Below are 22245 nucleotides of genomic sequence, written 5' to 3'. Positions count from 1 at the left end.
GACGGCAAATGAACCTTTTGCCGCGACATCGACGCGCAATCGGCCCTGCCCGGCGTGTCCCGCCGACGGCCCCGGGCACTGGAAGACGATGGAGTCCGGCACAGCGGCATGACGGAGGGTCACGTGGACCAACAGGTGAGCGAAGGACCGCGGCTGGACCCGCGCCGCCGCGTCCCCCGCACCGACACCGTCCTGAGCGACCCACGGCTGCGGGAGGCGGCGCGCCGACTGGGCGAGGCACCCGTGAAGTCGGCGGTCCGGCGGGCCCAGGAGCGGGCCCGGCACGGCGCCGTCCCACCGGACGCGGTGGCCGACACCGCCGTCACCCTCCTGCCGCACGCGGCGAGCGGACTGCTGCCGGTCGTCAACGCCACCGGCGTCCTGCTGCACACCAACCTCGGCCGCGCCCCGCTGTCGGCGGCGGCCCGGCAGGCGGTGCGGGAGGCCGCCGGACCCACCGACGTCGAACTCGACCTGCGCACCGGCGTACGGGCCCGGCGCGGGCGCACCGCGCTGGCCGCCCTGCGCGACCGCGTCCCGTCCGCCGCCGCGGCACACGTCGTCAACAACGGCGCCGCGGCGCTCGTGCTGGCCGCCACCGCGCTCGCCGCCGGACGCGAGATCCTGGTCAGCCGGGGCGAGATGGTGGAGATCGGGGACGGCTTCCGCCTGCCCGACCTGCTGGTCTCCACCGGCGCCAGGCTGCGCGAGGTCGGCACCACCAACCGCACCACACCCGACGACTACGCCGCCGCCCTCGGGGTCGACACGGCCTTCATCCTGAAGGTGCACCCCTCCAACTTCCGGATCACCGGCTTCACCCGCGCCGCCGACGTCACCGAACTCGCCCCGCTGGGCGTCCCGGTCGTCGTCGACATCGGCTCCGGGCTGCTCGCCCCGCACCCCTTGCTGCCCGAGGAACCCGACGCCGAGACCCAGTTGCGCGCCGGGGCGGCCCTCGTCACCGCGAGCGGCGACAAACTGCTCGGCGGCCCCCAGTGCGGACTCCTGCTCGGCACGGAGGACACCGTGCGCACCCTCTCACGGCATCCCCTCGCCCGCGCCCTGCGCGTGGACAAGCTGACCCTGGCCGCCCTGGAGGCGACCCTGACCGGACCCGCCACCCCGACCGCCGAGGCACTGGCCGCCGACCCGGCGCGGCTGCGGCACCGCGCCGAACGGCTCGCCCGGCTGCTGGACGCCGACGGCATCGACGTACGGGCCGTCGACAGCGTGGCGACGGTGGGCGGCGGGGGAGCGCCCGGAGTGGCCCTGCCCAGTGCCGCGCTGTCGCTGCCCGAGCGGTACGCCGCCGCCCTGCGCACCGGCACGGACCCGGTGGTGGGACGACTGGCGGCCGGGCGGTGCCTGCTGGACCTGCGGACGGTGCCCGAGCCGGACGACCAGCGCCTCGCCGCGGCCGTGCGGTCGGCGGCGAGGGGGTAGCCGTCGTGCGGGTACTGGCCACCGCCGGACACGTCGACCACGGCAAGTCCGCGCTGGTGCGGGCGCTGACCGGCAGGGAACCCGACCGGCTGGCGGAGGAACGGCGCCGCGGACTCACCCTCGACCTGGGCTTCGTATGGACCCGCCCGGACCCGGACGGCGAACCCCTCGCCTTCGTCGACGTGCCCGGGCACGAGCGCTTCGTCGCCACCATGCTCGCCGGGGTCGGCCCGGTGCCCGCCGTGCTGTTCGTGGTCGCCGCCGACCAGGGCTGGCAGCGGCAGTCCCAGGAACACCTGGAGATCCTGCACGCCCTCGGCGTCCGCCACGCCGTCCTCGCCGTCACCCGCGCCGACCTCGCCGACCCGGAGCCGGTGCGCGCGGACGCCGCCGAACGCCTCGCGGCCACCTCGCTGGGCGCCGTACCGTCCGTCGCGGTCAGCGCGGTGACCGGCGCGGGTCTGGACGACTTGCGCGCCGAACTGGTCCGGCTGGCCCGCGCGCTGCCCGTGCCGCCCGCCGACGCCGACGTCCGGCTGTGGCTGGACCGGGCCTTCACCGTGCGCGGGCACGGCACCGTCGTCACCGGCACCCTGGCCGCGGGCACCCTGCGCGTCGGCGACCGGCTGACGACAGGCGACGGCACGGACGGGCTGCGGGTGCGCGGCCTGCAGTGCCTGCACGAGAACCGGGACGCCGTCAGCGCGGTCGCGCGGGTGGCGGTCAACGTGCACGGCGCCCCGGACGGCCCGCTGGCCCGCGGTCAGGTGCTGCTCACCCCGGACCGCTGGCTGCCGACGGGCCTGACCGACGTACGCGTCACCGGGATTCCCGTGGCCGACCTGCCCCGCGCGGCCACCCTGCACCTCGGCACCGCCGCCGTGCCGGTGACCGTCCGGCCGCTCGGCGCGGACACCGCCCGGCTCACCCTCGCCAGGGAACTGCCCCTGCGCGTCGGCGACCGGGCGGTGCTGCGACAGCCGGGCGGCCCCCGCACCCCGGCCGCCGTGACCGTGCTCGACGTACGGCCACCACGGCTGGCCCGGCGCGGCGCCGCCCGCACCCGGGCCGCCGAACTGGCCACCATGACCGGCCGCCCGGACGACGGGGCCGAACTGCGCCGCCGCCTGCTGATCCGCCGCACCGCACTGCGCGCCATGGGCGTCCCCACCGACGCCACGCCCGTCGCCGGGGACTGGCTGGCCGACCCCGCGCACTGGGCCGCCCTGCGCGAGCGGCTCTCCGAGGTCGTGGACCGGCACGCGTCCCGGCACCCCCTGGACCCCGGCCTGCCCACCGAGGCCGCCCGGCACCTGCTCGGCCTGCCCGACCGGACCCTGGTCGACGCGCTCGCCGCGACCCCGGGCGGGCGCCCGCTGCGGCGGGCCCAGGGACGGCTGTACGGCGACACGGCCCCGGGACCCGCCCTGCCACCGGCGGTGCACACCCTGCGCGCCGAACTGGCCGAGGCACCCTTCCGCGCCCCGGAGGCACACCGGCTGGCCGAACTGGGCCTCACCCACAGGGCACTGGCCGCCGCGGTGACGGCGGGCGCGCTGCTCAAGGTCGGCGACGGCATCGTGCTGCTGCCCGGGGCGGACGCCCACGCCGCCGCCGTACTGCGCGAACTGGAGCAGCCGTTCACCCTGAGCGAGGCACGCAAGGCCCTGGACACCACCCGACGGGTGGCCGTACCCCTGCTGGAGTACCTGGACGCCCACGGCCACACCGAGCGCGTCGACGACCAGCGGCGCAGATGCCTGGGAAACGGGGCTGGCGGAGGCGGACCGGAATCGAACCGGCCTGCCCGAGATCCTCGGGCACCTCGGTTTTGAAGACCGGGAGGGCCACCAGGCACCCATACGCCTCCACGCCTGGCCAGGCTACCCGAGGCGGCTCACCGTTCCCTGCCGGTGCGCTCGCCGATGCCCGCGCGCGTCCGGTAGGCACGCACCAGCTCCACCGCCGCCGGGCCCCTGGGGCGGCGCCCCGGGCGGATGTCGACGGCGAACGCCTTGGCCTCCTGGATGTGGGTGTTGGGGTCGAGGGACAGATGCAGCAGCTCGTTGGCCGCGTCGCCGGTACTGAGGCCGTTCGGGCCCCAGTGGTAGGGCAGGCCCACCTGGTGCAGCGGACGGCCGTGCACGGTCAGCGGCGGCATCCGGTCCGTCACCAGCACCCGGGCCTCGATCACCCCGCGGGCGCTGACGATCGTCGCCCAGCCGGTGTGCTCCAGGCCCCGTTCGGCGGCGAGCCCCGGTGACACCTCGCAGAAGAACTCCGGTTGCAGCTCCGCCAGGTACGGCTGCCAGCGGGACATGCCGCCCGCCGTGTGGTGCTCGGTGAGCCGGTAGGTGGTGGCCACGTACGGGAACACGCGCGAACCGGGTTCGCCGGGGCCGGGCTGGTAGCGGTTGTCGGGGTGTGGGCGCGTCAACTGCCGTACGGGATTGCGCTGTTGCCCGTACAGCAGGTTCGGGAACGGCGAGTCCTGCGGCTCGTAGTGGGTGGGCAGTGGGCCGTCGGTGAGCCCGGACGGGACGTACAGCCAGGCCTTGCCGTCGGCCTGCATGATGAACGCGTCCGAGCCGCCGAGCGCCTCGGGGCCGGTCGCGTCCGGCGGCGGGCGGTGGTCGGGGGCCTTGTCCTTCCTGAAGTCGGGCACGTCGTGGCCGGTCCACTCACCGCGCTCCGCGTCCCACCACACCAGCGCCTTGCGCGCGCTCCACGGCCTGCCCTCCGGGTCGGCCGAGGCGCGGTTGTAGAGCACCCGGCGGTTCGCGGGCCACGCCCAGCCCCACTCGGCGGCCACCCAGTCCTGCTCGCCGCCCGGGGTGCGGCGCGCCGACTGGTTGACGCCGTCGGCGTACACCCCGCAGTAGATCCAGCAGCCGCAGGACGTCGACCCGTCCGCGCGCAGTTGCTCGTACGAACTCAGCGGCGCCCCTTCGGCGTCGTGGCCGTTGATCTCCGCGAGGACGGCGGCGGCGTCCGGCTCGGCCTGCGGCCCCTTGGTGGGGTAGTCCCACGTCAGGTCGAGGAGCGGGCGGTCCATCGGGTCGGTGGACGCGGCCAGCTTGCGCCGGATAAGGCGCCCGAGGTGGTAGGTGAACCACAGGTCGCTACGGGCCTCGCCGGGCGGTTCCACGGCCTGGTGGTGCCATTGCAGCAGGCGCTGGGTGTTGGTGAACGTGCCGTCCTTCTCGGTGTGCGCGGCGGCCGGGAGGAAGAACACCTCCGTGCCGATGTCCTCCGTGCGCAGCTCACCCGTCTCGGTCTCCGGGCCGTCCCGCCACCAGGTCGCCGACTCGATGAGGGAGAAGTCCCGTACGACGAGCCAGTCCAGGTTGGCCATGCCGAGGCGCTGCATCTTTGCGTTGGCGGAGCCGACGGCCGGGTTCTCGCCCATCAGGAAGTAGCCCTTGCACACGCCGTCCAGCTGGGCCAGCACCGTCTCGTACATCGAGTGCGAACCGGTCAGCCGGGGCAGGTAGTCGAAGCAGTAGTCGTTCTCCGCGGTCGCCGCCTCACCCCAGTACGCCTTCAGCAGGCTGACCAGGTAGGCGCGCATGTTGCCCCAGTAGCCCTTGCGCGCCGCGTCCGCCCGGACGAAGGAGTCCAGGTCCTGCCGCTGCTCGTGCGCGTGCGGCATCGGGATGTAGCCGGGCAGCAGGTTGAACAGCGTGGGGATGTCCGTCGAGCCCTGGATGGAGGCGTGCCCGCGCAGCGCGAGGATGCCGCCGCCGGGCCTGCCGATGTTGCCCAGCAGGCTCTGCAGCACACTGGCCGCGCGGATGTACTGCACGCCCACCGTGTGCTGGGTCCAGCCGACGGCGTAGGCGAACGCGGTGGTCCGCTCGCGCCCGGAGTTCTCCGTCACCAGCTCGCACACCCGGCGGAAGACATCCCGCGGCACCCCGCAGACCCGCTCCACCATCTCCGGGGTGTAGCGGGCGTAGTGGCGCTTGAGGACCTGGAAGACACAGCGCGGGTGGGTCAGCGTGTCGTCGCGCTCGGGCTCGCCGCCGCCGATGTCGGCGCCGCCGGAGCCGTGTGCCTCGCCACCGGCCTCCTCGGCGATCGAGCCGGGCTGCTCCCGCTGGCCGGACGCGGCCTGCACGCGCGTGCCCGCGTACTGCCAGCTGCTGTTGTCGTAGCTCCGGTCCCCCGGGGCGGGGCCGTCCTGGTCGGGGCTGTCCGGGACGAGGCCGGAGAAGACCCCGTCGAGGTCCTCGGTGTCGCGGAACTCCTCCCGCAGGATCACGGGCGCGTTGGTGTACGCCACCACGTAGTCGCGGAAGTACGCCCCGGTCCGCAGGACGTGGTTGATGATCCCGCCGAGGAAGGCGATGTCGGAGCCCGCGCGCAGCGGCACGTGCAGATCGGCCAGCGCGCTGGTGCGGGTGAACCGCGGATCGACGTGGACCACCTTCGCGCCGCGCGCCTTGGCCTCCATCACCCACTGGAACCCGACCGGATGGCACTCGGCCATGTTCGAGCCCTGGATGACGATGCAGTCGCTGTTCTGGAGGTCCTGCTGGAAGGTGGTCGCGCCGCCGCGGCCGAACGAGGTTCCCAGACCGGGAACGGTGGCGGAGTGTCAAATGCGCGCCTGGTTCTCGATCTGTACGGCGCCGAGCGCGGTGAACAACTTCTTGATCAGGTAGTTCTCCTCGTTGTCGAGGGTCGCCCCGCCCAGGCTGGCGATGCCCAGCGTGCGCCGGGTGCGGGCCGCGTCGACCTCCCACTGCCAGCCCGCCCGCCGCGCCTCGATCACCCGGTCAGCGATCATGTCCATCGCGGTGTCGAGGCCGAGGCGCTCCCACTCGGTGCCGTACGGCCTCCGGTAGAGCACCTGCCGCTCACGGGCGGGCCCGGTGGTCAGCTGGAGGCTCGCCGAGCCCTTGGGGCACAGCCGACCGCGTGAGACGGGGGAGTCGGGGTCGCCCTCGATCTGGGTGACGCGGCCGTCCTCGACGTAGACGTCCTGGCCGCAGCCGACCGCGCAGTACGGGCAGACCGACTTCACCACCCGGTCCGCCGACGCGACCCGGGGCGTGCGCCGCGCACCGCTGCGCGCGGCGTCGCCCCGGCCCAGGGGGTCGGTGCCGGTGAGCTGCCGGTAGACCGGCCAGGAGTCGATCCAGGTGCGTACGCCCATGTCCCTACGCCCCTTCCCGCACGGCGAGCCGCTCCCGCTGGGGTACGACGGTGTACTTCGGGTCCTTCGCCGACGCCACCCCGGCGTGGAACACACCGAACCGCAGCGCCGCCGAACCGGCCAGCAGCGCCGACCCGGCGACGGCACCGAGGGCCCGGCGGTCCGCGCACGCCGCGAGCAGCGCGCCCCCCGCCGTGAGCGTCTCGGCCGCACGCAGCAGGGTGCGCGGGGTGCCCCGCTCGTAGGTCTCGGCGGCGAGGCCCATCCGCCGCTTCATCAGCCGGACGGCGCCCCACTCCAGCGCCGCGCCGAGTACGGCCATCCGGCGCGCGGGACCGCTCTGCGCGGCCGGGGCACAGAGCAGGCCGAGCCCGGCGGCGGCGGTGGCGGCGGAACCCGCGAAGACGTACGGCAGCTCGCGGTGGGCCTCGTGCCAGGACGGCACCGCGGTGTCGGCGACGAGGACCGCGGTGTACGTCGCCACCGCCGGGCCCAGAACGGAGGCGGCCGAGGTGGCGGCCGTACCGGCGCGGCGGAAGCGGCCGGTGACGTCGGTGGCCGCCGCGGCCAGGGCGAGCGGCGCGTAGCCCGCCAGCAGCCAGGAGCCGAGGCTCATGGGGGAGGTGGGCTTGCAGACGCGCAGCATGTTCAGGAAGCGGGCCGGGCGGCCGAGGTCGTGCACGAGCAGGCCGAGCGAGGCCGACACGCCGCCCGCCGCGCCGAGCTTCGCCGCCCGGGCCAGCGCGGGCCGGGCGGTGGCGTGCGCCCCGGCGGCCAGCAGCGAAGAGGCTCCGGCGAGTCCTCCGCAGAAGAGATAGCCCGCGATGTCGAGGGGCTGCCAGGTCGGGCTGTTGAGGATCGGGGAGCCGTGGTAGGACGTGAACGAGGCGTCGGGGACCACGGGCTGCTCACCGCGGCGCTTCTGCCGGGTCACCGGGGCCTCCTGGCGAAGCGGGCGAAGCTGACGGCGGTGAGCGCGGCGAGCGACGCGGCGGCCGTCGCCGCGTGGCGCCACATGGCGGGCAGGTCGCGGGTGGTGACGACCGGGTCCGGTGGCAGGCCGTAGACCTCCGGTTCGTCCAGCAGCAGGAAGAACGCGCCGTCTCCGCCGACGCCGTCCGCCGGGTCCGCGCCGTACAGGCGGGCGTCCGTGACCCCGGCCGCGTGCAGGGCGGCGACCCGGTCCGCCGCCCGGTCGCGCAGCTCGTCCAGCGGGCCGAACTGGATGGACTCGGTCGGGCAGGCCTTGGCGCAGGCCGGTTCCATGCCCACGCCCAGGCGGTCGTAGCACAGGGTGCACTTCCAGGCCCGGCCGTCGCCGCGCCGCTGGTCGATGACGCCGTACGGGCAGGCCGGGACGCAGTAGCCGCAGCCGTTGCAGATGTCCTCCTGGACGACGACCGTGCCGAACTCCGTGCGGAACAGCGATCCGGTCGGGCAGACGTCCAGGCAGGCGGCGTGGGTGCAGTGCTTGCACACGTCCGAGGACATCAGCCAGCGCAGCTCGGATCCGCCGGGTGCGTCCAGTTCGCGGGCGGCGGTGAACACGTCCAGGTCGGCGGCGGGCGCACGCTGTTCGACGAACGCGACATGCCGCCAGGTGTCGGCGCCGAGGCCCCCGGTGTTGTCGTAGGACATGCCCGTCAGCTCCGGGCCGCCGTCCGCCGGGATCGCGTTCCACTCCTTGCACGCCACCTCGCAGGCCTTGCAGCCGATGCAGACCGAGGTGTCGGTGAAGAAGCCCATGCGCGGCAGCCGCGCGACGGTGTGTTCCGGCACGTCGGACCTCCTCGCTCGCCTACCGAGCCTGACACGGGTGCCCTCGGCGCGCGCGGCCGAAACGGCGATCGGGGGACCCGCGCCGGGCGCGGTCGCCGTCGGACAGCCGGTGGGCCACCAGCGAGATCGCGGCGAGGACCAGCGGGACGCCGGGGCCGCCGTGCGGGACGGCCGCGCCCCCGCTCGGGGGTGGCGGCCACGATCACCGTGCCCATGATGACGGCCGCCGCGAGCGGGGTCGCCGCCCCGGCCGCGATGAGCACCGCCCCCAGCACCTCGCAGGACCCCGCGAGCAGCACCAGCGGCCTGCCGGGCCGTAATCCCGGGCCCTGGAAGGCGGCCGCGGCGCCGCTCGGGCGCGGGCCCCGGAACCAGCCCAGCAGCTTCTGGGCCGCGTGGCCGAACAGCGGGGCCGCTCGCGACGGGACCGCTGCCCGTGACGGTCTCCCAGAAGTTCATCGCCCGCCCTCTCTTCCCGGAACCAGGGACAACAGCAGCACGTGTCTGATGGAGTGATGTCCCGGGGAAGGTGAGGGAAGGGCGAGGATGCTGTCGGAAGCGATGACCGCGTTGGCCGCGGCGGGAGGCACCGCGGTGGTGCAGGCCGCGGGTACCGACGCGTGGGCTGAGGTGCGCCTGCGGGTGGCCCGCTGGTTCGGCCGGGGGAATCCGCAGCGCGAGCACGCCGAGTTGGAGCGCCTCGACCAGACCGCGGGCGAGCTGGACGGGGCCCGGGCGGACGACCTGGAGCGGGTGCGGATCCGGCAGGAGGCGGTCTGGCAGGGGCGGATCCAGGCCCTGTTGGAGAGTATGGAGCGCGTCGAGCAGGACCGCGTCGCCGCTGAGCTGCGTACCCTGCTGGGCCGACAGACCTCCCGCCCCAGCGTGTCGGCCGGGCCGGGTGGACTGGCCGTCGGCGGGGACGTGCACGTCCGGGCCGACCACCGGTCCGCCGCCGCCGTGACCATGGGGAACGTGACCCTGGGAAACCCTTCCCGGCCGGGTTCGCACCAGGACTGAGCGCACCCGGTACAGCCCCGGCCGCGCCGACCCACCTCATCGGCGGCGTCTTCGCCGACCACGGCGGCATCGCCGTCGGCTACGCCGGGCAAGTCCACCACCACGCCCCGCCCCGCACACCGGCCACCTGGCCGCACCAGGTCGGCGTGCTCCCGCCCCGTGCCCTGTCGTTCCAGCACCGGGCCGAGGCCGACCAGTTGCGGGCGGCGGTCGACAGCGGGGGTACGGCGGTGCTCAGCCAGGTACTCACCGGAACCGGCGGCGTGGGCAAGACACAGCTGGCCGCCGACTACGCCCGCACCGAATGGGACAGCGGCGAGGTCGACGTACTGGTGTGGATCAGCGCGAACAACCGCTCGGCGATCACGGCCGGTTACACGCAGGCCGGTGTCGAGGTCCTCGCCGCCGACCCCGGTGATCCGGAGCGGGCCGCGCGGGCGTTCCTGGCCTGGCTGGAGCCCAAGGCGGGCCAGCGACCGTGCCGGTGGCTGGTCGTTCTGGACGACGTCACCGATCCCGCCGACCTGCGTGGCCTGTGGCCGCCCGCCAGCCCGCGCGGCCGTGTCCTGGTCACCACGCGCCGCCGCGAGTCCGCCCTGACCGGCGCCGGGCGACGCCTAGTGACCGTGGGCCTGTTCACCCCGCGGGACGCCGCCGCCTACTTCACCGCCGTACTCGCCGCGCACGGCCGCCACGAGCCGTCCGACCAGATCGACGGACTCGCCGCCGACCTGGGACACCTGCCCCTCGCCCTGGCCCAGGCCGCCGCCTACGTCATCGACACCGACGTCACCTGCGCCGACTACCGCCGACTGCTCGCCGACCGGCTCAGGAAACTGGCCGACCTGCTCCCCGAGCCCAGCGCCCTGCCCGACGACCAGGCCGTCACCGTGGCCGCCACCTGGTCCCTCTCCATCGAACACGCCGACCGGCTCCGCCCCCTCGGCCTGGCCCGCCCCATGCTCCAACTCGCCGCGACGCTCGACCCCAACGGCATCCCCACCGACGTACTGACCAGCCGACCCGTCCTCACCCACCTCACCCGCCACCGCACCCCCGACACTCGGCCACCAGCACCCATCACGACCGAGGACGCCACCGGGGCGCTGCACGCCCTGCACCGGCTCAGCCTGGTCAGCCACGCGCCGGGCCGACCCGTTCAGCTCCACGGGCTGGTGCAGCGCAGTGTGCGCGAACAGCTTCCGCCGGAACTGCTGGCCGGGACCGTCCGGGCGGCGGCCGACGCCCTGCTCCAGGCGTGGCCGCGGACGGAACCCGACTTCGCCACCGGTCAGCGGTTCCGCGCCAACGCCGAGACGCTGCGCGCCCATGACGAAGACCTGCTGTGGTCGGACCACGATGTGCACGAGGTCCTGCTCCGGCTGGGCCAGAGTCTCGGCAGTGCGGCGCTCATGCGGGCAGCGATGGACCACTACCGGCAACTCGCGGCCACCTCCGAGCGGAAGTACGGCCCCGGCTCTCCCCGTACCCTCGGCTGTCGCGGCAACTCCCTCCGCTTCCTGAGGATTACCGCACACCCCGCGGAGGCCGTGGCGGCGTACACGGAGCTGGCCGCGGACTGCGCCTGGCTGGCCGGACCGGACGACCACGCCACCCTCGACGCCCGCGGCGAGCTGGCCGCCGCCCGCGTCAGTGGGAGCGACCTGGCCGGTGCGCTGGCCGACTACGAGGAACTGCTCGCCGACCACCGGCGCGTCCGGGGGCCGCACCACCGCACCACACTCTCGGTCCGCTTCCAGATCGCGTCCCTGCACGTCGAGAGGGGAGACGCGGCGCGCGCCGCCGCCGCGTACGAGGAACTGCTCGGCGACTGCCGGACCCACCTGGGGCCCCTCGACGCCCTCACCTTGGACGTACGGATCCGGCTCGCGCGCCTCCAGGGTGAGGCGGGGGACCCTGCCGGGGCCCGCGAGCGGTTCCGCGAACTGCTGGACGAGCACTTGACGGAGTTCGGCCGCGACGACCACCGCACCCTGGTGGTGCGGCACGAGCTGGCCGAGTGGCGAGCCGCCGCCGGAGATCCGGCCGGAGCCGCCGCCGAGCTGGCGGACATGATCGACGACGCCGTGCGGGTCCTGGGCACCCACCACATCGACGTCTCCCGTGCCCGCTACTCCCTGGGGATGCTGCGCAACCAGGCGGGAGACACCAGCGCGGCACCAGGCGGCATAGACGAGTCGGCCCGCTTGCTCGAGGAGACCTTCGGGCCCGACCACCCGATCGTCATCGCCCACCGCGGCCTGCTCCGGATGTGGCAACACGCTCTTGCGGAGAGCGATCCGGTCGCCGCCGCCGAGGCCGCGAGGGAGATGATCGCCGCCCTGCGCTCGGTCTGGGGCCCCGACCACCCCGAGGTGCTGATGCACCGCAGCGTCCTCCTCGGGATCGAGGGCGTCTTCGGCGACCCGGGCCGGACAGCCGAGGAGTTCGCCGCGCTGCTCGCCGACTGCCGACGGGTCCTGGGTCCTGAGCACCCCCTCACGCTGACCACCCGCATGGAGCTCGCCGACTGGGGCGGCGAGGCGGGCGACCACGCCGGGGCGGTCGCCGACCTCCGCGAAGTGCAGGAAGACATGGCCCGGGTACTGGGCCCACACCATCCGGAGACCCTGAACGCCCGTAGGCTGCTCGCCGGGAAGCTGGACGCGACAGGTGAGACGGCCGCGGCCCTCGCGGCGTACGAGGACCTGATCACCGTGCACGGCCAAGTGCTGGGCCCGGACCACCCGGACACCCTCCGCCTGCGCGGCGCGCTTGCCGACTGCCGTGCCCGGGACGCGGAGGCGGACACGATGCTCCTGGTCTATCAGGAGCTGACCGCGGACTACACGCGCGTCCTGGGCCCCGACCATCCGCGAACCCTCGACATGCGCGGCCGCCTGCTCGACTGCCGGGCGGAGGCGGGCGACCCGGCGGGAGCGGCCGAGGAGTGCCGCGAGCTGATCCACGACTACCAGCGGCTCATGCCGCCCGACCACGTCGAGACCCTTCCCGTCCGCGCCACCTACGCCAAGCTGCTCGCGGACAGCGAGGACTTCGCCGGGGCGGTCACCGCGTACGAGGACCTGCTGCCGGTCGCCCTGCGGATCTGGGGCCCCGACCACTTCGGCTCGCTCATGTTCCGCGGCGGCCTGGCCGAGGTGCGGACCCGGCGCGACGGCGCCCCGGCCGACGGCCTCGCCGCGTTCGCCGCGCTCCTCGACGACTGCCTGCGCGTCCTGGGCCCCGACCACTACGTCACCGGGGCCACCCGGGCCTTCTGGGACGCCCTGCACCACAGTGGCCCGGGACTTCCGACGATCACGTACCTCGAACTGCTGGGCCAGCACGGGGAAGCCGCGCGCTCCGGCCGTGCGACCCCCACCGCCGCGTGACGTCGGAGGCGCACAGGACCTCGACCTCTTGCTGCGCTGGGCCGCGTCCTCGCCCCCCAGAAGGGGTTCGGGTCCATCGCGGAGCGGGAGGTCTCCTACGGCAGCGCGGGCGGGGCGATGCTCGGCGGCCTTCCGACCGATGCGACCGGTGACGGACGGAAAGGACGACGTCGCACCATCGTCCACGGCTCATGGCGACTGATCCGGCCACCCTCCCCAGGGATCCGGCCAGTGTTCCCCCCCGGGTGCGGTGCGCGGCGCCCGAGGGACATAATCTCCACCTCGATCGTGTTGGCGGTCGCGAACACCGTGTCAGTTGTGTGGGCTGGGACCGGGAGGGGAAACGCCGTGTGGGTGCCTTCCCTCCCCGGACGAAGTCCCTTCCCGTTCGGTGACCACATCGTCGTCGAGTTCATGGTCAAGCTGGTCCTCGGTCCCGAGGAGGCGGTGCCGATCCCGGCGCGGTTCGTCTACGACCTGCGGGAACCCTTCGCCGTGTGTCTGGAGTTCCCGCGCCCCGACGGCGGCGGCGTCACCCAGTGGGTCTTCGCCCGTGAGCTGCTCGCGGACGGGCTGCGCCGACCGGCCGGTGAGGGTGACGTCCGGTTCTGGCCTCCCTGCGATCGCAACGGCGGGAACGACCTGCGGATGCTGATCCGGGGCACCACCGGCTCGGCGATCCTCGAACTGCCCCAGGCTCCCCTGCGGGAGTGGCTCGGGCGCACCTGGGGGGCGGTGGCGCCAGGGCAGGAGAGCGGGCTCGTCGACTGGGACGCGGTCCTGCACCGGCTCCTCCTCCCGTAGTCGGCGGCGTTCGATCCGCCCTGACCTGTGGCTTCGCGGCAATCTCCGTGCGATGGGTTGACACGGGACACCCGGCACCCACAGCCTTTGGCAACGTTGTCATAGAGCGCGGCACGGGGCGTGAGCAGCAGCTACCGCGGCTACCGCTCGCTGTCTCAGTGCGTTTTGATAGGACATCAGACACATGACAGATCAGTCGGACCCGTCGCGTCATCCCTCGCGGCGTTCCCTCGTCACCACGGGGTCCACGCTGTTGGCGGGGCTCGGACTCGGCTCCGTGTTCACCACCTCCGCCGCCGCGGCCACTCCCGCCACCGCCCCGGCCAGGCCCGCGTCGCCGGGTGAACTCGCCCTGCACCGGCCCGTCTCGGTCTCCTCGACGGCCTACGCCGCCACGCCCGGTTCGTTCGCCGTCGACCGGCTCGCCGTGCCGGGGGTGCGGGGCAGCGGCTGGCGGGCCGAGGGCGGCGACCCGCAGTGGATCGCCGTGGACCTCGAGGCCGTGTGCGAGGTCGACTGGATCCGGATCACCTTCGAGGCGGACGCCTCCGACCCGGTGTTCACGCCGCCCACCAGCGGCAATCCGCACAGCGGCACCACCGGCAAGGAGATCCAGTCCAGCTACGCGGTGGACTTCGTGCTGGAGACGTCCCGCGACGCCAAGTCCTGGACCAGCGCGTACCGCACCACCGCGGGCACCGGAGGCGTCGTCGAGGTGCAGCTCCCGCGCCCGGTGCCGGCGCGCTGGGTGCGCCTGACCTCCCGCAAGCGCTCCAGCCCACTGCCGCTGGGGCTCAACGGCCTCGAGGTGTACGGCACTTCCCCGGAGGAGCGTCCTTCGGCCACCGGATGGACCGACTGGGGCACCCACCGCGAGGAGGCGCCCCGGCTGAGGACGGCGCCCGACGGGACGGTGCCCGTGGAGTCCGGCTGGCGGCTCACCATGGACGACTGGGCGGGCGACGACGGCGCCGGTCTGTCGAGGACGTCCGTCGACACCAGTGGCTGGCTGCCCGCCACGGTCCCGGGCACGGTCCTGGGCTCCCTGGTGGAGCGGGGCAGGCTGCCCGACCCGGTCGCGGGCCTGAACAACCTGCGCATACCGGAGGCGCTGTCCCGCCACTCCTGGTGGTACAAGCGGGACTTCGAGCTGCCGCGCGACCTGCGTACCGGGCCCGGCCGCCGTCTCTGGCTGGAGCTCGACGGCGTCAACCACCAGGCCGACGTATGGCTCAACGGCGAGCGGGTCGGGGATCTGGCCTACCCCTTCGCCCGCGCCGCGTACGACGTCACCCGGCTGCTCGTCACGGACGGGGGCAACGCGCTGGCGGTGCGGATCACGCCGATGCCCGTGCCGGGCAGCCCGGGGGACAAGGGCCCACTGGGCGAGGCCTGGGTGGACGCGGGCGCGCCGCAGATGAACCTCAACTCACCCACGTATCTGGCCGCCTCGGGCTGGGACTGGATGCCCGCCGTCCGTGACCGCTCGGCGGGCATCTGGAACCATGTGCGGCTCAGATCGACCGGCCAGGTCGTCATCGGCGACCCCCGGGTGGACACCGCGCTGCCCGGCCTGCCGGACCTGTCCGTCGCCGAGCTGACCGTCGTCGTGCCGGTCCGCAACGCCGACTCCGCCGACCACCGGGCGACGGTCACCGCCGCCTTCGGTGACGTCCGGGTCTCCCGGACCGTGACCGTGCCCGCCGGGAAGGGCGTCGACGTCGTCTTCGCCCCCGACGCCTTCCGGCAGCTGCGGGTACGCGATCCCGAGCTGTGGTGGCCCAACGGACTGGGCGAGCCGCACCTGCACGACCTCACGCTCACCGCGTCGGTCGGCGGCACCGAGAGCGACCGGCGCACCGCCCGCTTCGGCATCCGCCGGTTCGGCTACGAGTACGAGGTGCCGCTGCCGTTCAAGGCGTCCGGTGACGCGTACACCCAGACCGTGACCTTCGACCGCCGTCAGGCCCGCCATGTGCGGGTGCGCTGTCTGACCCGGGCCACCGGCTGGGGCAGCTCCCTGTGGGCGCTGGCCGTGTACGACAGCACACGGCCGACCACCGACCTGGCCCTGCACGCCACGGCCGACGCCTCCAGCACCGACGGCGACGGTCACGGCCCGGGGAACGTCACCGACGGAGATCCGGGCACCCGCTGGTCCTCGGCGTACGAGGACGACCAGTGGATCAGCGTGGACATGGGCTCCGCGCAGAGCGTCGACCGGGTCGGCCTCACCTGGGAGCGGGCGTACGCCAAGTCCTTCGTGGTGCAGGTGTCCGCCGACGGCACCGACTGGACCGACGTGGCGGCGGTGGACAACGGCGCCGTGCCGCTGCCGTTCGGCAACGGCGACGCCAGCCTCCGGGTCGAGGACTTCGACCGGCGCACCGCCCGCCACGTCCGGATCAACTGCGGTCTGCGCAACAGCAGCTGGGGCACCTCCCTGTGGTCCCTCGCCGTCATCGACAGCGCGGCGCCCGGCACCGACCTCGCCCTGAACCAGCCGGTCACGGCCTCCACCGAGGAGCCCGACCACCCGGCCGCCCACGCCACGGACGGCAACGCGGGCACCCGCTGGTCGTCGCGGTACGAGGACCACCAGTGGATACGGGTGGACCTGGGCTCCGCGCGGGAGTTCGACCGGGTGGCGATCGTCTGGGAGACGGCGTACCCGAAGACGTATGCCATCCAGGTCTCCGACGACGGCGAGACCTGGACGGACGTGAAGTCCGTGTCCAACACCCCCGACCCGCTGAAGATCACCGTCAACGGGGTGCGGGTGCTGGCCCGCGGCGGCAACTGGGGCTGGGACGAGCTGTTGCGCAGGATGCCGCCGGAGCGGATGGACGCGGCGGTGCGGATGCACCGCGACATGAACTTCACGATGATCCGCAACTGGCTCGGCACCAGCGACCGGGAGGAGTTCTTCGCCGCCTGCGACCGGTACGGCATCCTGGTGTGGAACGACTTCCCCAACGCCTGGGCCATGGACGTACCCGACCGCGAGGCGTTCCTCTCGACCGCCCGTGACACGGTCCTGCGCTACCGCCTGCACCCCTGTGTGGCCGTCTGGTGCGGCGCCAACGAGGGCAACCCGCCCGCCGCCATCGACCAGGGCATGCGCGAGGCCGTCGAACAGCAGGTCCCCGGCATCCTCTACCAGAACAACTCCGCGGGCGGCATCGTCACCGGCGGCGGCCCCTACGGCTGGGTGGAACCGGACCGCTACTTCGACCCCATGACCTACGGCAGCAAGGACTTCGGCTTCCACACCGAGATCGGCATGCCGGTGGTCTCCACCGCCGCCAGCCTGCGCCACATGACCGGCGACGAACCGGAGTGGCCCATCGCCGGGGCCTGGTACCACCACGACTGGAGCGAGCGCGGCAACCAGGCACCGGCCGCCTACAAGGCCGCCGTCGAGAAGCGGCTCGGCGAGGCGACGGACCTCGACGACTTCGCCCGCAAGGCGCAGTTCGTCAACTACGAGAACACCCGGGCCATGTTCGAGGCCTGGAACGCCAACCTCTGGGACAACGGCTCCGGGCTGCTGCTGTGGATGTCCCACCCGGCCTGGCACAGCACGGTCTGGCAGACCTACGACTACGACTTCGACGTCAACGGCACCTATTACGGCGCCCGGTCGGCCTGCGAGCCCCTGCACGTCCAGGCCGACCCGGTGCAGTGGCGGGTCCTCGCCGTGAACCACACGGCCGCCGACCTCAAGGGCGCCACCGTCACCGCCCGCCTGCACGACCTCGCCGGACGACAGCTCGGCGGGACCCGGTCGACCCGGCTGGACGTCGGCCGGGCCAGCACCGCCGAGGCGTTCACCGCGCCCTGGACCGACGACCTGCCCGACCTCCACCTGCTCCGGCTGACACTGCGCGCCGCCGACGGCGGGGAGCTGTCCCACAACAGCTACTGGCGCTACCGGGACCCGTCCGCCATGCGGGCCCTGAACCGGGCCGAGCCGGTCAGGATCTCCGGCGTGATCACCCGGGTGTCCCGCTCCGGCGCACGCCACGCCCTGTCCGCGTCCCTCCGCAACCAGGGCTCCGCCGTCGCCGCGATGGTCCGGCTGTCCCTGCTGGACGACTCGGACGGCAGCCGGGTGCTGCCGACCCTCTACAGCGACAACTACCTGTGGCTGCTCCCCGGCGAGTCCCGGACGGTCCGCCTGTCCTGGCCCGCCGAGGCGCTCGGCGCACGGCGTCCGGCGCTGCGGGCGGAGGCGTACAACAGCCGCCCGACGACGCTCCACGTCTGACGGGCACGCCACCCCGGATTCCGGCCCCGTGGGGGTGCCGGAACCCGGGCGGTCGTCGTCCCTCGTTCTCCGCGCACGCCGAAATGCCGGACCCGGCGGCGCCCCGGTTCCCGCCGTCGGCGTTGGTAGCGTCGGAGTGTGCCGCCCCGGCCGGTACGGTGTGCCGCTCGACCGAGAGAGACGATGATGTCCCCGACGATCCGCAGGGCCGTGATCCCCGCCGCTGGACTCGGCTCCCGTCTGCTGCCCCTGACGAAGGCCACACCGAAGGAGATGCTCCCGGTCGGCGACAAGCCGGTCATCGAGCACACCGTGCGCGAGCTGGTGGACTCCGGCATCACGGACGTCACCATCGTCGTCTCCGGCGGCAAGAGCCTCATCCAGGACCACTTCCGTCCCAACCCCGCCCTCGTCGAACAACTCCGCGCGGACGGCAAGACGGCCTACGCCGACGCCGTGGAGGAGGTCGCGGAGCTGGCCCGGCGCGGCCACATCACCTACCTCGACCAGTACGGCCCGTACGGCAACGGCACCCCCGTGCTGAACGCCGCCCGCACCTTCGGCGACGAGCCGGTGCTGGTGCTGTGGCCCGACGACGTCTTCGTGGCCGAGGTGCCCCGCGCCCAGCAGCTGATCCGCGCCTACGAGCGGACCGGCTGCCCGGTGCTGGCCCTCATGCCGATGGACCCCACCGAGTCCCAGCGCTACGGCGTGCCCCTCGTCAAGGAGGACCTCGGGGACGGCCAACTGCGGATCACCGGCCTGGTCGAGAAGCCCGAGCCCGCCGCCGCCCCGTCGTCGTACGCGGCCATCGGCGGCTATGTCGTCACCCCGGGCATCATCGACGAACTGCGCGAGCAGACCCGCCGCTGGTACGAGCACCGGACCGGCGAGATCTACCTGACCGACGCCATCAACGCCTACGCCGCCACCCGCGCGGTGTACGGCCAGGTCATCAAGGGCCGCTGGTACGACACCGGCAACCCGGCCGACTACCTGGTGGCCCAAATGGCCTTCGCCCTCGCCCACCCGGAGTACGGCCCCGTCCTGCGGGGGCTGGTCGCCTCCTTGGACGCGGAGTGACGGAAGTCCGTCCGGACGGCACCTCGTCGCCGGTACGCCACGGGCGGGCAGCACGGCCGAGGTCCGCGTATCGCGGGCGTATCGAAAACCGGATACGCCACCGCAACGGGCCGCCGTCTCCAATAGGGGCATGAGCCACAACGCATCCCTGTCGGGTCCGCCCCGCCGCACGTCCAGGATCGTGTTCCTCGGTCTGGCGATCCTGGGCGTGGCGAGCGCCCTGTTCGTCCTGCGGCGGCCGTTGCTGATGTCCGCGCCGAGATGCGCGGCCGGGCAGTGGCACGGCTGCCTCGACACGTTCAACGGCGTGGTGCTGATGACGCTGGTCACGCTGCCGCTGGCCGCGCTGGTGGCGTGGGCGCTGGCGCGTCGGCGGCGGGCCGCCCACATCCCGTCGGCGGGGCGGATGTCGCTGGCCGAGGTGGGCATGGTCCACGGGACGGTGCCGTTGGTGTGGCTGACCATGATGCCGGGCGCCGAACCCGGTACGGACCTCGCCCGGGTGAGCCTGGTGCCGCTGCGGGACCTGCCCACCATGGGGGTGCTCGGCATCGGCGGCAATCTGCTGATCTTCGCGGCGCTGGGGGCCTTCGCGCCGATGCGGTTCGCGGCGCTGGCGTCCGTGCCGCGGGTCCTGGCGCTGGGCGCGGGCTGCTCGGTGCTGGTGGAGACCGCGCAGTACGTGCTGCGCCTGGACCGGGTGTCCTCCGTGGACGACGTACTGGTCAACGCCACCGGGGCCGTGCTGGCCGGACTGGTGTCGCGCCCCTGGTGGCGCACCACGGCACCGGCGCCGTCGGACCGGCGGACGTCGGCGATGTCGCCCGCTGCCTAGGCTTCGGGCATGCGCGTACTGATCGTGGAGGACGAGCCCTACCTGGCCGAGGCCGTCCGTGACGGGCTGCGGCTGGAGGCGATCGCCGCCGACATCGCGGGCGACGGCGACTCCGCCCTGGAACTGCTCAGCGTCAACACCTACGACCTCGCGGTCCTCGACCGTGACATCCCCGGCCCCTCCGGCGACGAGATCGCCCGGCGCATCGTCGCCTCCGGCAGCGGCACCCCGATCCTGATGCTCACCGCCGCCGACCGGATCGACGACAAGGAGTCCGGGTTCGCGCTCGGTGCCGACGACTACCTCACCAAACCGTTCGAGCTGCGGGAACTCGTCCTGCGGCTACGGGCGCTGGACCGCAGGCGCGCACACGCCCGGCCACCGGTCCGCGAGATCGCGGGCCTGCGTGTCGACCCGTTCCGCCGGGAGGTCTTCCGCGACGGACGCTATGTCGCGCTCACCCGCAAGCAGTTCGCCGTGCTCGAAGTCCTCGTCGCCGCCGAGGGCGGTGTCGTCAGCTCCGAGGAACTGCTGGAGCGGGCCTGGGACGGCAACGCCGACCCCTTCACCAACGCCGTCCGCATCACCGTCTCCGCGCTGCGCAAACGGCTCGGCGAACCCTGGATCATCGCCACGGTGCCGGGCGTCGGCTACCGCATCGACACCGGCCCGGACCGTCCGGATGCGTAGGCGGCCGGGGCTCAGCGTGCGGCTGAAGCTCACCCTCAGCTACGCCGGGTTCCTGGCCGTCGCCGGTGCCCTGCTGCTGGCCGTGGTGTGGGCGTTCCTGCTGCGCTATGTGCCCGACAACAGCCAAGGCCTGCTCGGGATCTCGCCCAACCGCTACCTCCTGGTACGCACGTTCGCCCCCGCCGCGGCCGTGGCGATGGGCTTCCTGCTGGTGTTCGGCCTCGTCGGGGGATGGCTCCTCGCCGGTCGGATGCTCGCACCGCTCACCCGGATCACGGCCGCCGCGCGCAGGGCCGGGACCGGGTCGCTGTCCCACCGGATCCACCTGGAAGGCCGCCAGGACGAGTTCCGTGAACTGGCCGACGCTTTCGACACCATGCTCGAACGACTCGAGTCACACGTCGGCGAGCAGCGGAGGTTCGCCGCGAACGCCTCCCACGAACTGCGCACCCCGCTCGCCATCTCGCAGACGCTGCTCGACGTCGCCCGCAAGGACCCCACACGGGACCGGGGCGAACTCATCGAACGCCTCCAGGCCGTCAACACCCGCGCCATCGGCCTCACCGAGGCCCTCCTGCTGCTCAGCCGCAGCGACCGCGGGACGTTCAGCCGTGAGAGCGTCGACCTCTCCCTGGTCGCCGAAGAGGCCGCCGAGACCCTGCTTCCCCTCGCCGAACAGCGCGGGACCACGCTCGACGTCACCGGCGAGGCGGCACGCACCAGCGGCTCGGCGGAGCTGCTGCTGCGGATGGTGACGAACCTCGTCCAGAACGCCATCGTCCACAACCTGCCCGCGGGCGGCACCGTGACCGTCCACACCGAGGCGCGGGGCGGGGTGAGCGTGCTGCGGGTCGAGAACACCGGCCCACCGGTGCCACCGGAACTGGTGCCGATCCTCACCGAACCCTTCCAGCGCGGCACGGAACGCGTCCGCACCGACGAACACGCCGGGGTCGGCCTCGGTCTCGCCATCGCGCACAGCGTCGTCCGCGCCCACGACGGCAGCCTCGACCTCGTCCCGCGCCCCGACGGCGGGCTCCACGTCACCGTCCGGCTGCCTCGCACACCGTGGGCGTGGGCGTAGGAGATACTGGTCGGAATGGACTTAGCCAAGGTGATGGACAGGCCCGCGTCCCCGTTGCTGACCCGTTCGCTGCGCGTCTGGCTCGGGCTGGTCGCGGGCCTCGCCGCGCTGGTGGTCGTCGGGCTCGGGGTGCTGTACACCGGCGACAGCGAGCCCGGGCGGGTGGACGCGCGGATCTGGGGGGCGGTGGAGGGCGTGCGGGCGCCGTGGCGGAACGTCGCCCTGGCCACCGACTTCCTGGGGGAGCCGGTCGGAGCGGTGCTGCTCGTCGGGGGCGCCGTGGCGGGGTGTCTCCTGCTGCGGCGGGTCCGCGCGGCGGTGCTCCTCGTCGTGGCCGTCGGACTGAGCGTGGGGCTGACCAAGCTGGTCAAGCCCCTCGCGGGACGCACCATCCACGGCGGGCACCTGTCCTACCCGAGCGGGCACACCGCCTTCCTCACCGCGCTCGCCGTCGTCGTGGCACTGGTCGCGACCGGTCGGCTCGGCCTCGGCAGCGCCGCCGGGACGCTCCTCGTGCTCGCGGCGGCGCTGGTCGCCGGTGCCGCCATGGGCTGGGCCCAGGTCGCCCTGGGCGCGCACTACCCGACCGACGTCCTCGGCGGCTGGTGCACCGCGCTGGCGGTGGTACCGGCGACCGCGTGGCTGGTCGACGCGGGCTGGCCACGGCGCCGCTGACCG

Annotated in this window: 14 protein-coding genes, 1 tRNA gene and 1 pseudogene; 11 read left to right on the top strand and 5 right to left on the bottom strand. The window is 73.7% G+C overall.

The genetic code is table 11. From position 1 onward, the window contains the following. Positions 1 to 108 precede the first annotated feature (108 nt). Positions 109 to 1446, top strand: a complete 1338-nt coding sequence (gene selA, locus ACFVQG_RS02975) for an L-seryl-tRNA(Sec) selenium transferase (protein ID WP_383376118.1) — start codon at positions 109 to 111, stop codon at positions 1444 to 1446. Beyond that, positions 1365 to 3188 (top strand): annotated as a pseudogene (locus ACFVQG_RS02970) (SelB C-terminal domain-containing protein); the annotation flags it as partial. The gene selA and the pseudogene ACFVQG_RS02970, both read left to right, overlap by 82 nt. 32 nt (positions 3189 to 3220) lie before the next feature. On the opposite strand, the gene ACFVQG_RS02965 reads toward ACFVQG_RS02970, so the two are convergent. The 5 genes from ACFVQG_RS02965 to ACFVQG_RS02945 form a co-directional block, all read right to left on the bottom strand. Beyond that, positions 3221 to 3316 (bottom strand) — tRNA-Sec (locus tag ACFVQG_RS02965). A gap of 27 nt (positions 3317 to 3343) precedes the next feature. Then, complete coding sequence (gene fdh / locus ACFVQG_RS02960) at positions 3344 to 6607, bottom strand: formate dehydrogenase (RefSeq protein WP_383376117.1); 3264 nt, start codon at positions 6605 to 6607, stop codon at positions 3344 to 3346. A 4-nt stretch (positions 6608 to 6611) separates the two neighbouring features. Next, the gene (gene nrfD / locus ACFVQG_RS02955; protein WP_383376114.1) at positions 6612 to 7541 is read right to left on the bottom strand and encodes an NrfD/PsrC family molybdoenzyme membrane anchor subunit; all 930 of its coding nucleotides are present in this window, start codon (positions 7539 to 7541) and stop codon (positions 6612 to 6614) included. Continuing rightward, on the bottom strand, positions 7538 to 8353 hold the full coding sequence (locus tag ACFVQG_RS02950) for a 4Fe-4S dicluster domain-containing protein (protein ID WP_383376520.1): 816 nt from the start codon (positions 8351 to 8353) through the stop codon (positions 7538 to 7540). The genes nrfD and ACFVQG_RS02950 overlap by 4 nt, the downstream gene beginning before the upstream one ends. Beyond that, positions 8251 to 8793, bottom strand: coding sequence for a DoxX family protein (locus ACFVQG_RS02945; protein WP_383376518.1), 543 nt, complete (start codon positions 8791 to 8793; stop codon positions 8251 to 8253). The genes ACFVQG_RS02950 and ACFVQG_RS02945 overlap by 103 nt, the downstream gene beginning before the upstream one ends. Before the next feature lie 139 nt (positions 8794 to 8932). On the opposite strand from ACFVQG_RS02945, the gene ACFVQG_RS02940 reads away from it, so the two are divergent. The 9 genes from ACFVQG_RS02940 (at position 8933) to ACFVQG_RS02900 (ending at position 22242) form a co-directional block, all read left to right on the top strand. Beyond that, positions 8933 to 9406: a hypothetical protein gene (locus ACFVQG_RS02940; protein ID WP_383376111.1), complete on the top strand. Its 474-nt coding sequence runs from the start codon at positions 8933 to 8935 to the stop codon at positions 9404 to 9406. Between the two features lie 146 nt (positions 9407 to 9552). Then, positions 9553 to 12801, top strand: coding sequence for a tetratricopeptide repeat protein (locus ACFVQG_RS02935; RefSeq protein WP_383376109.1), 3249 nt, complete (start codon positions 9553 to 9555; stop codon positions 12799 to 12801). A 354-nt stretch (positions 12802 to 13155) separates the two neighbouring features. Beyond that, positions 13156 to 13605: an SsgA family sporulation/cell division regulator gene (locus ACFVQG_RS02930; protein ID WP_383376107.1), complete on the top strand. Its 450-nt coding sequence runs from the start codon at positions 13156 to 13158 to the stop codon at positions 13603 to 13605. Positions 13606 to 13789: 184 nt separating this feature from the next. Next, positions 13790 to 17875 (top strand): discoidin domain-containing protein, encoded by a 4086-nt coding sequence (locus ACFVQG_RS02925; protein ID WP_383376105.1) that lies wholly within the window; start codon positions 13790 to 13792, stop codon positions 17873 to 17875. Positions 17876 to 18061: 186 nt separating this feature from the next. Further along, positions 18062 to 18958, top strand: a complete 897-nt coding sequence (locus ACFVQG_RS02920; protein WP_383376103.1) for a UTP--glucose-1-phosphate uridylyltransferase — start codon at positions 18062 to 18064, stop codon at positions 18956 to 18958. Between the two features lie 130 nt (positions 18959 to 19088). Then, on the top strand, positions 19089 to 19793 hold the full coding sequence (locus ACFVQG_RS02915) for a VanZ family protein (protein WP_383376101.1): 705 nt from the start codon (positions 19089 to 19091) through the stop codon (positions 19791 to 19793). Between the two features lie 9 nt (positions 19794 to 19802). Next, positions 19803 to 20483, top strand: a complete 681-nt coding sequence (locus ACFVQG_RS02910; RefSeq protein ID WP_383376099.1) for a response regulator transcription factor — start codon at positions 19803 to 19805, stop codon at positions 20481 to 20483. Next, positions 20476 to 21567: a sensor histidine kinase gene (locus tag ACFVQG_RS02905; RefSeq protein WP_383376097.1), complete on the top strand. Its 1092-nt coding sequence runs from the start codon at positions 20476 to 20478 to the stop codon at positions 21565 to 21567. Before ACFVQG_RS02910 ends, ACFVQG_RS02905 begins: the two co-directional genes overlap by 8 nt. 15 nt (positions 21568 to 21582) lie before the next feature. Beyond that, positions 21583 to 22242 carry a phosphatase PAP2 family protein gene (locus tag ACFVQG_RS02900; RefSeq protein WP_383376095.1) on the top strand — a complete coding sequence of 220 codons (660 nt, stop codon included), beginning with the start codon at positions 21583 to 21585 and terminating at the stop codon, positions 22240 to 22242. The last annotated feature ends 3 nt before the right edge of the window (positions 22243 to 22245 follow it).

Source organism: Streptomyces sp. NPDC057877, from assembly GCF_042796855.1.
Lineage (GTDB): Bacteria > Actinomycetota > Actinomycetes > Streptomycetales > Streptomycetaceae > Streptomyces.
The sequence above is the reverse complement of the archived record's forward strand: the minus strand, read 5'-3'. Positions and strand labels throughout refer to the sequence as shown.

Coding starts and splice junctions, on each gene's coding strand:
- selA (WP_383376118.1), top strand. CDS start 109: ATGACGGAGGGTCACGTGGACCAACAGGTGAGCGAAGGACCGCGGCTG.
- ACFVQG_RS02950 (WP_383376520.1), bottom strand. CDS start 8,353: ATGGGCTTCTTCACCGACACCTCGGTCTGCATCGGCTGCAAGGCCTGC.
- ACFVQG_RS02940 (WP_383376111.1), top strand. CDS start 8,933: ATGCTGTCGGAAGCGATGACCGCGTTGGCCGCGGCGGGAGGCACCGCG.
- ACFVQG_RS02925 (WP_383376105.1), top strand. CDS start 13,790: ATGACAGATCAGTCGGACCCGTCGCGTCATCCCTCGCGGCGTTCCCTC.
- ACFVQG_RS02920 (WP_383376103.1), top strand. CDS start 18,062: ATGTCCCCGACGATCCGCAGGGCCGTGATCCCCGCCGCTGGACTCGGC.
- ACFVQG_RS02915 (WP_383376101.1), top strand. CDS start 19,089: ATGAGCCACAACGCATCCCTGTCGGGTCCGCCCCGCCGCACGTCCAGG.
- ACFVQG_RS02910 (WP_383376099.1), top strand. CDS start 19,803: ATGCGCGTACTGATCGTGGAGGACGAGCCCTACCTGGCCGAGGCCGTC.
- ACFVQG_RS02905 (WP_383376097.1), top strand. CDS start 20,476: ATGCGTAGGCGGCCGGGGCTCAGCGTGCGGCTGAAGCTCACCCTCAGC.
- ACFVQG_RS02900 (WP_383376095.1), top strand. CDS start 21,583: ATGGACTTAGCCAAGGTGATGGACAGGCCCGCGTCCCCGTTGCTGACC.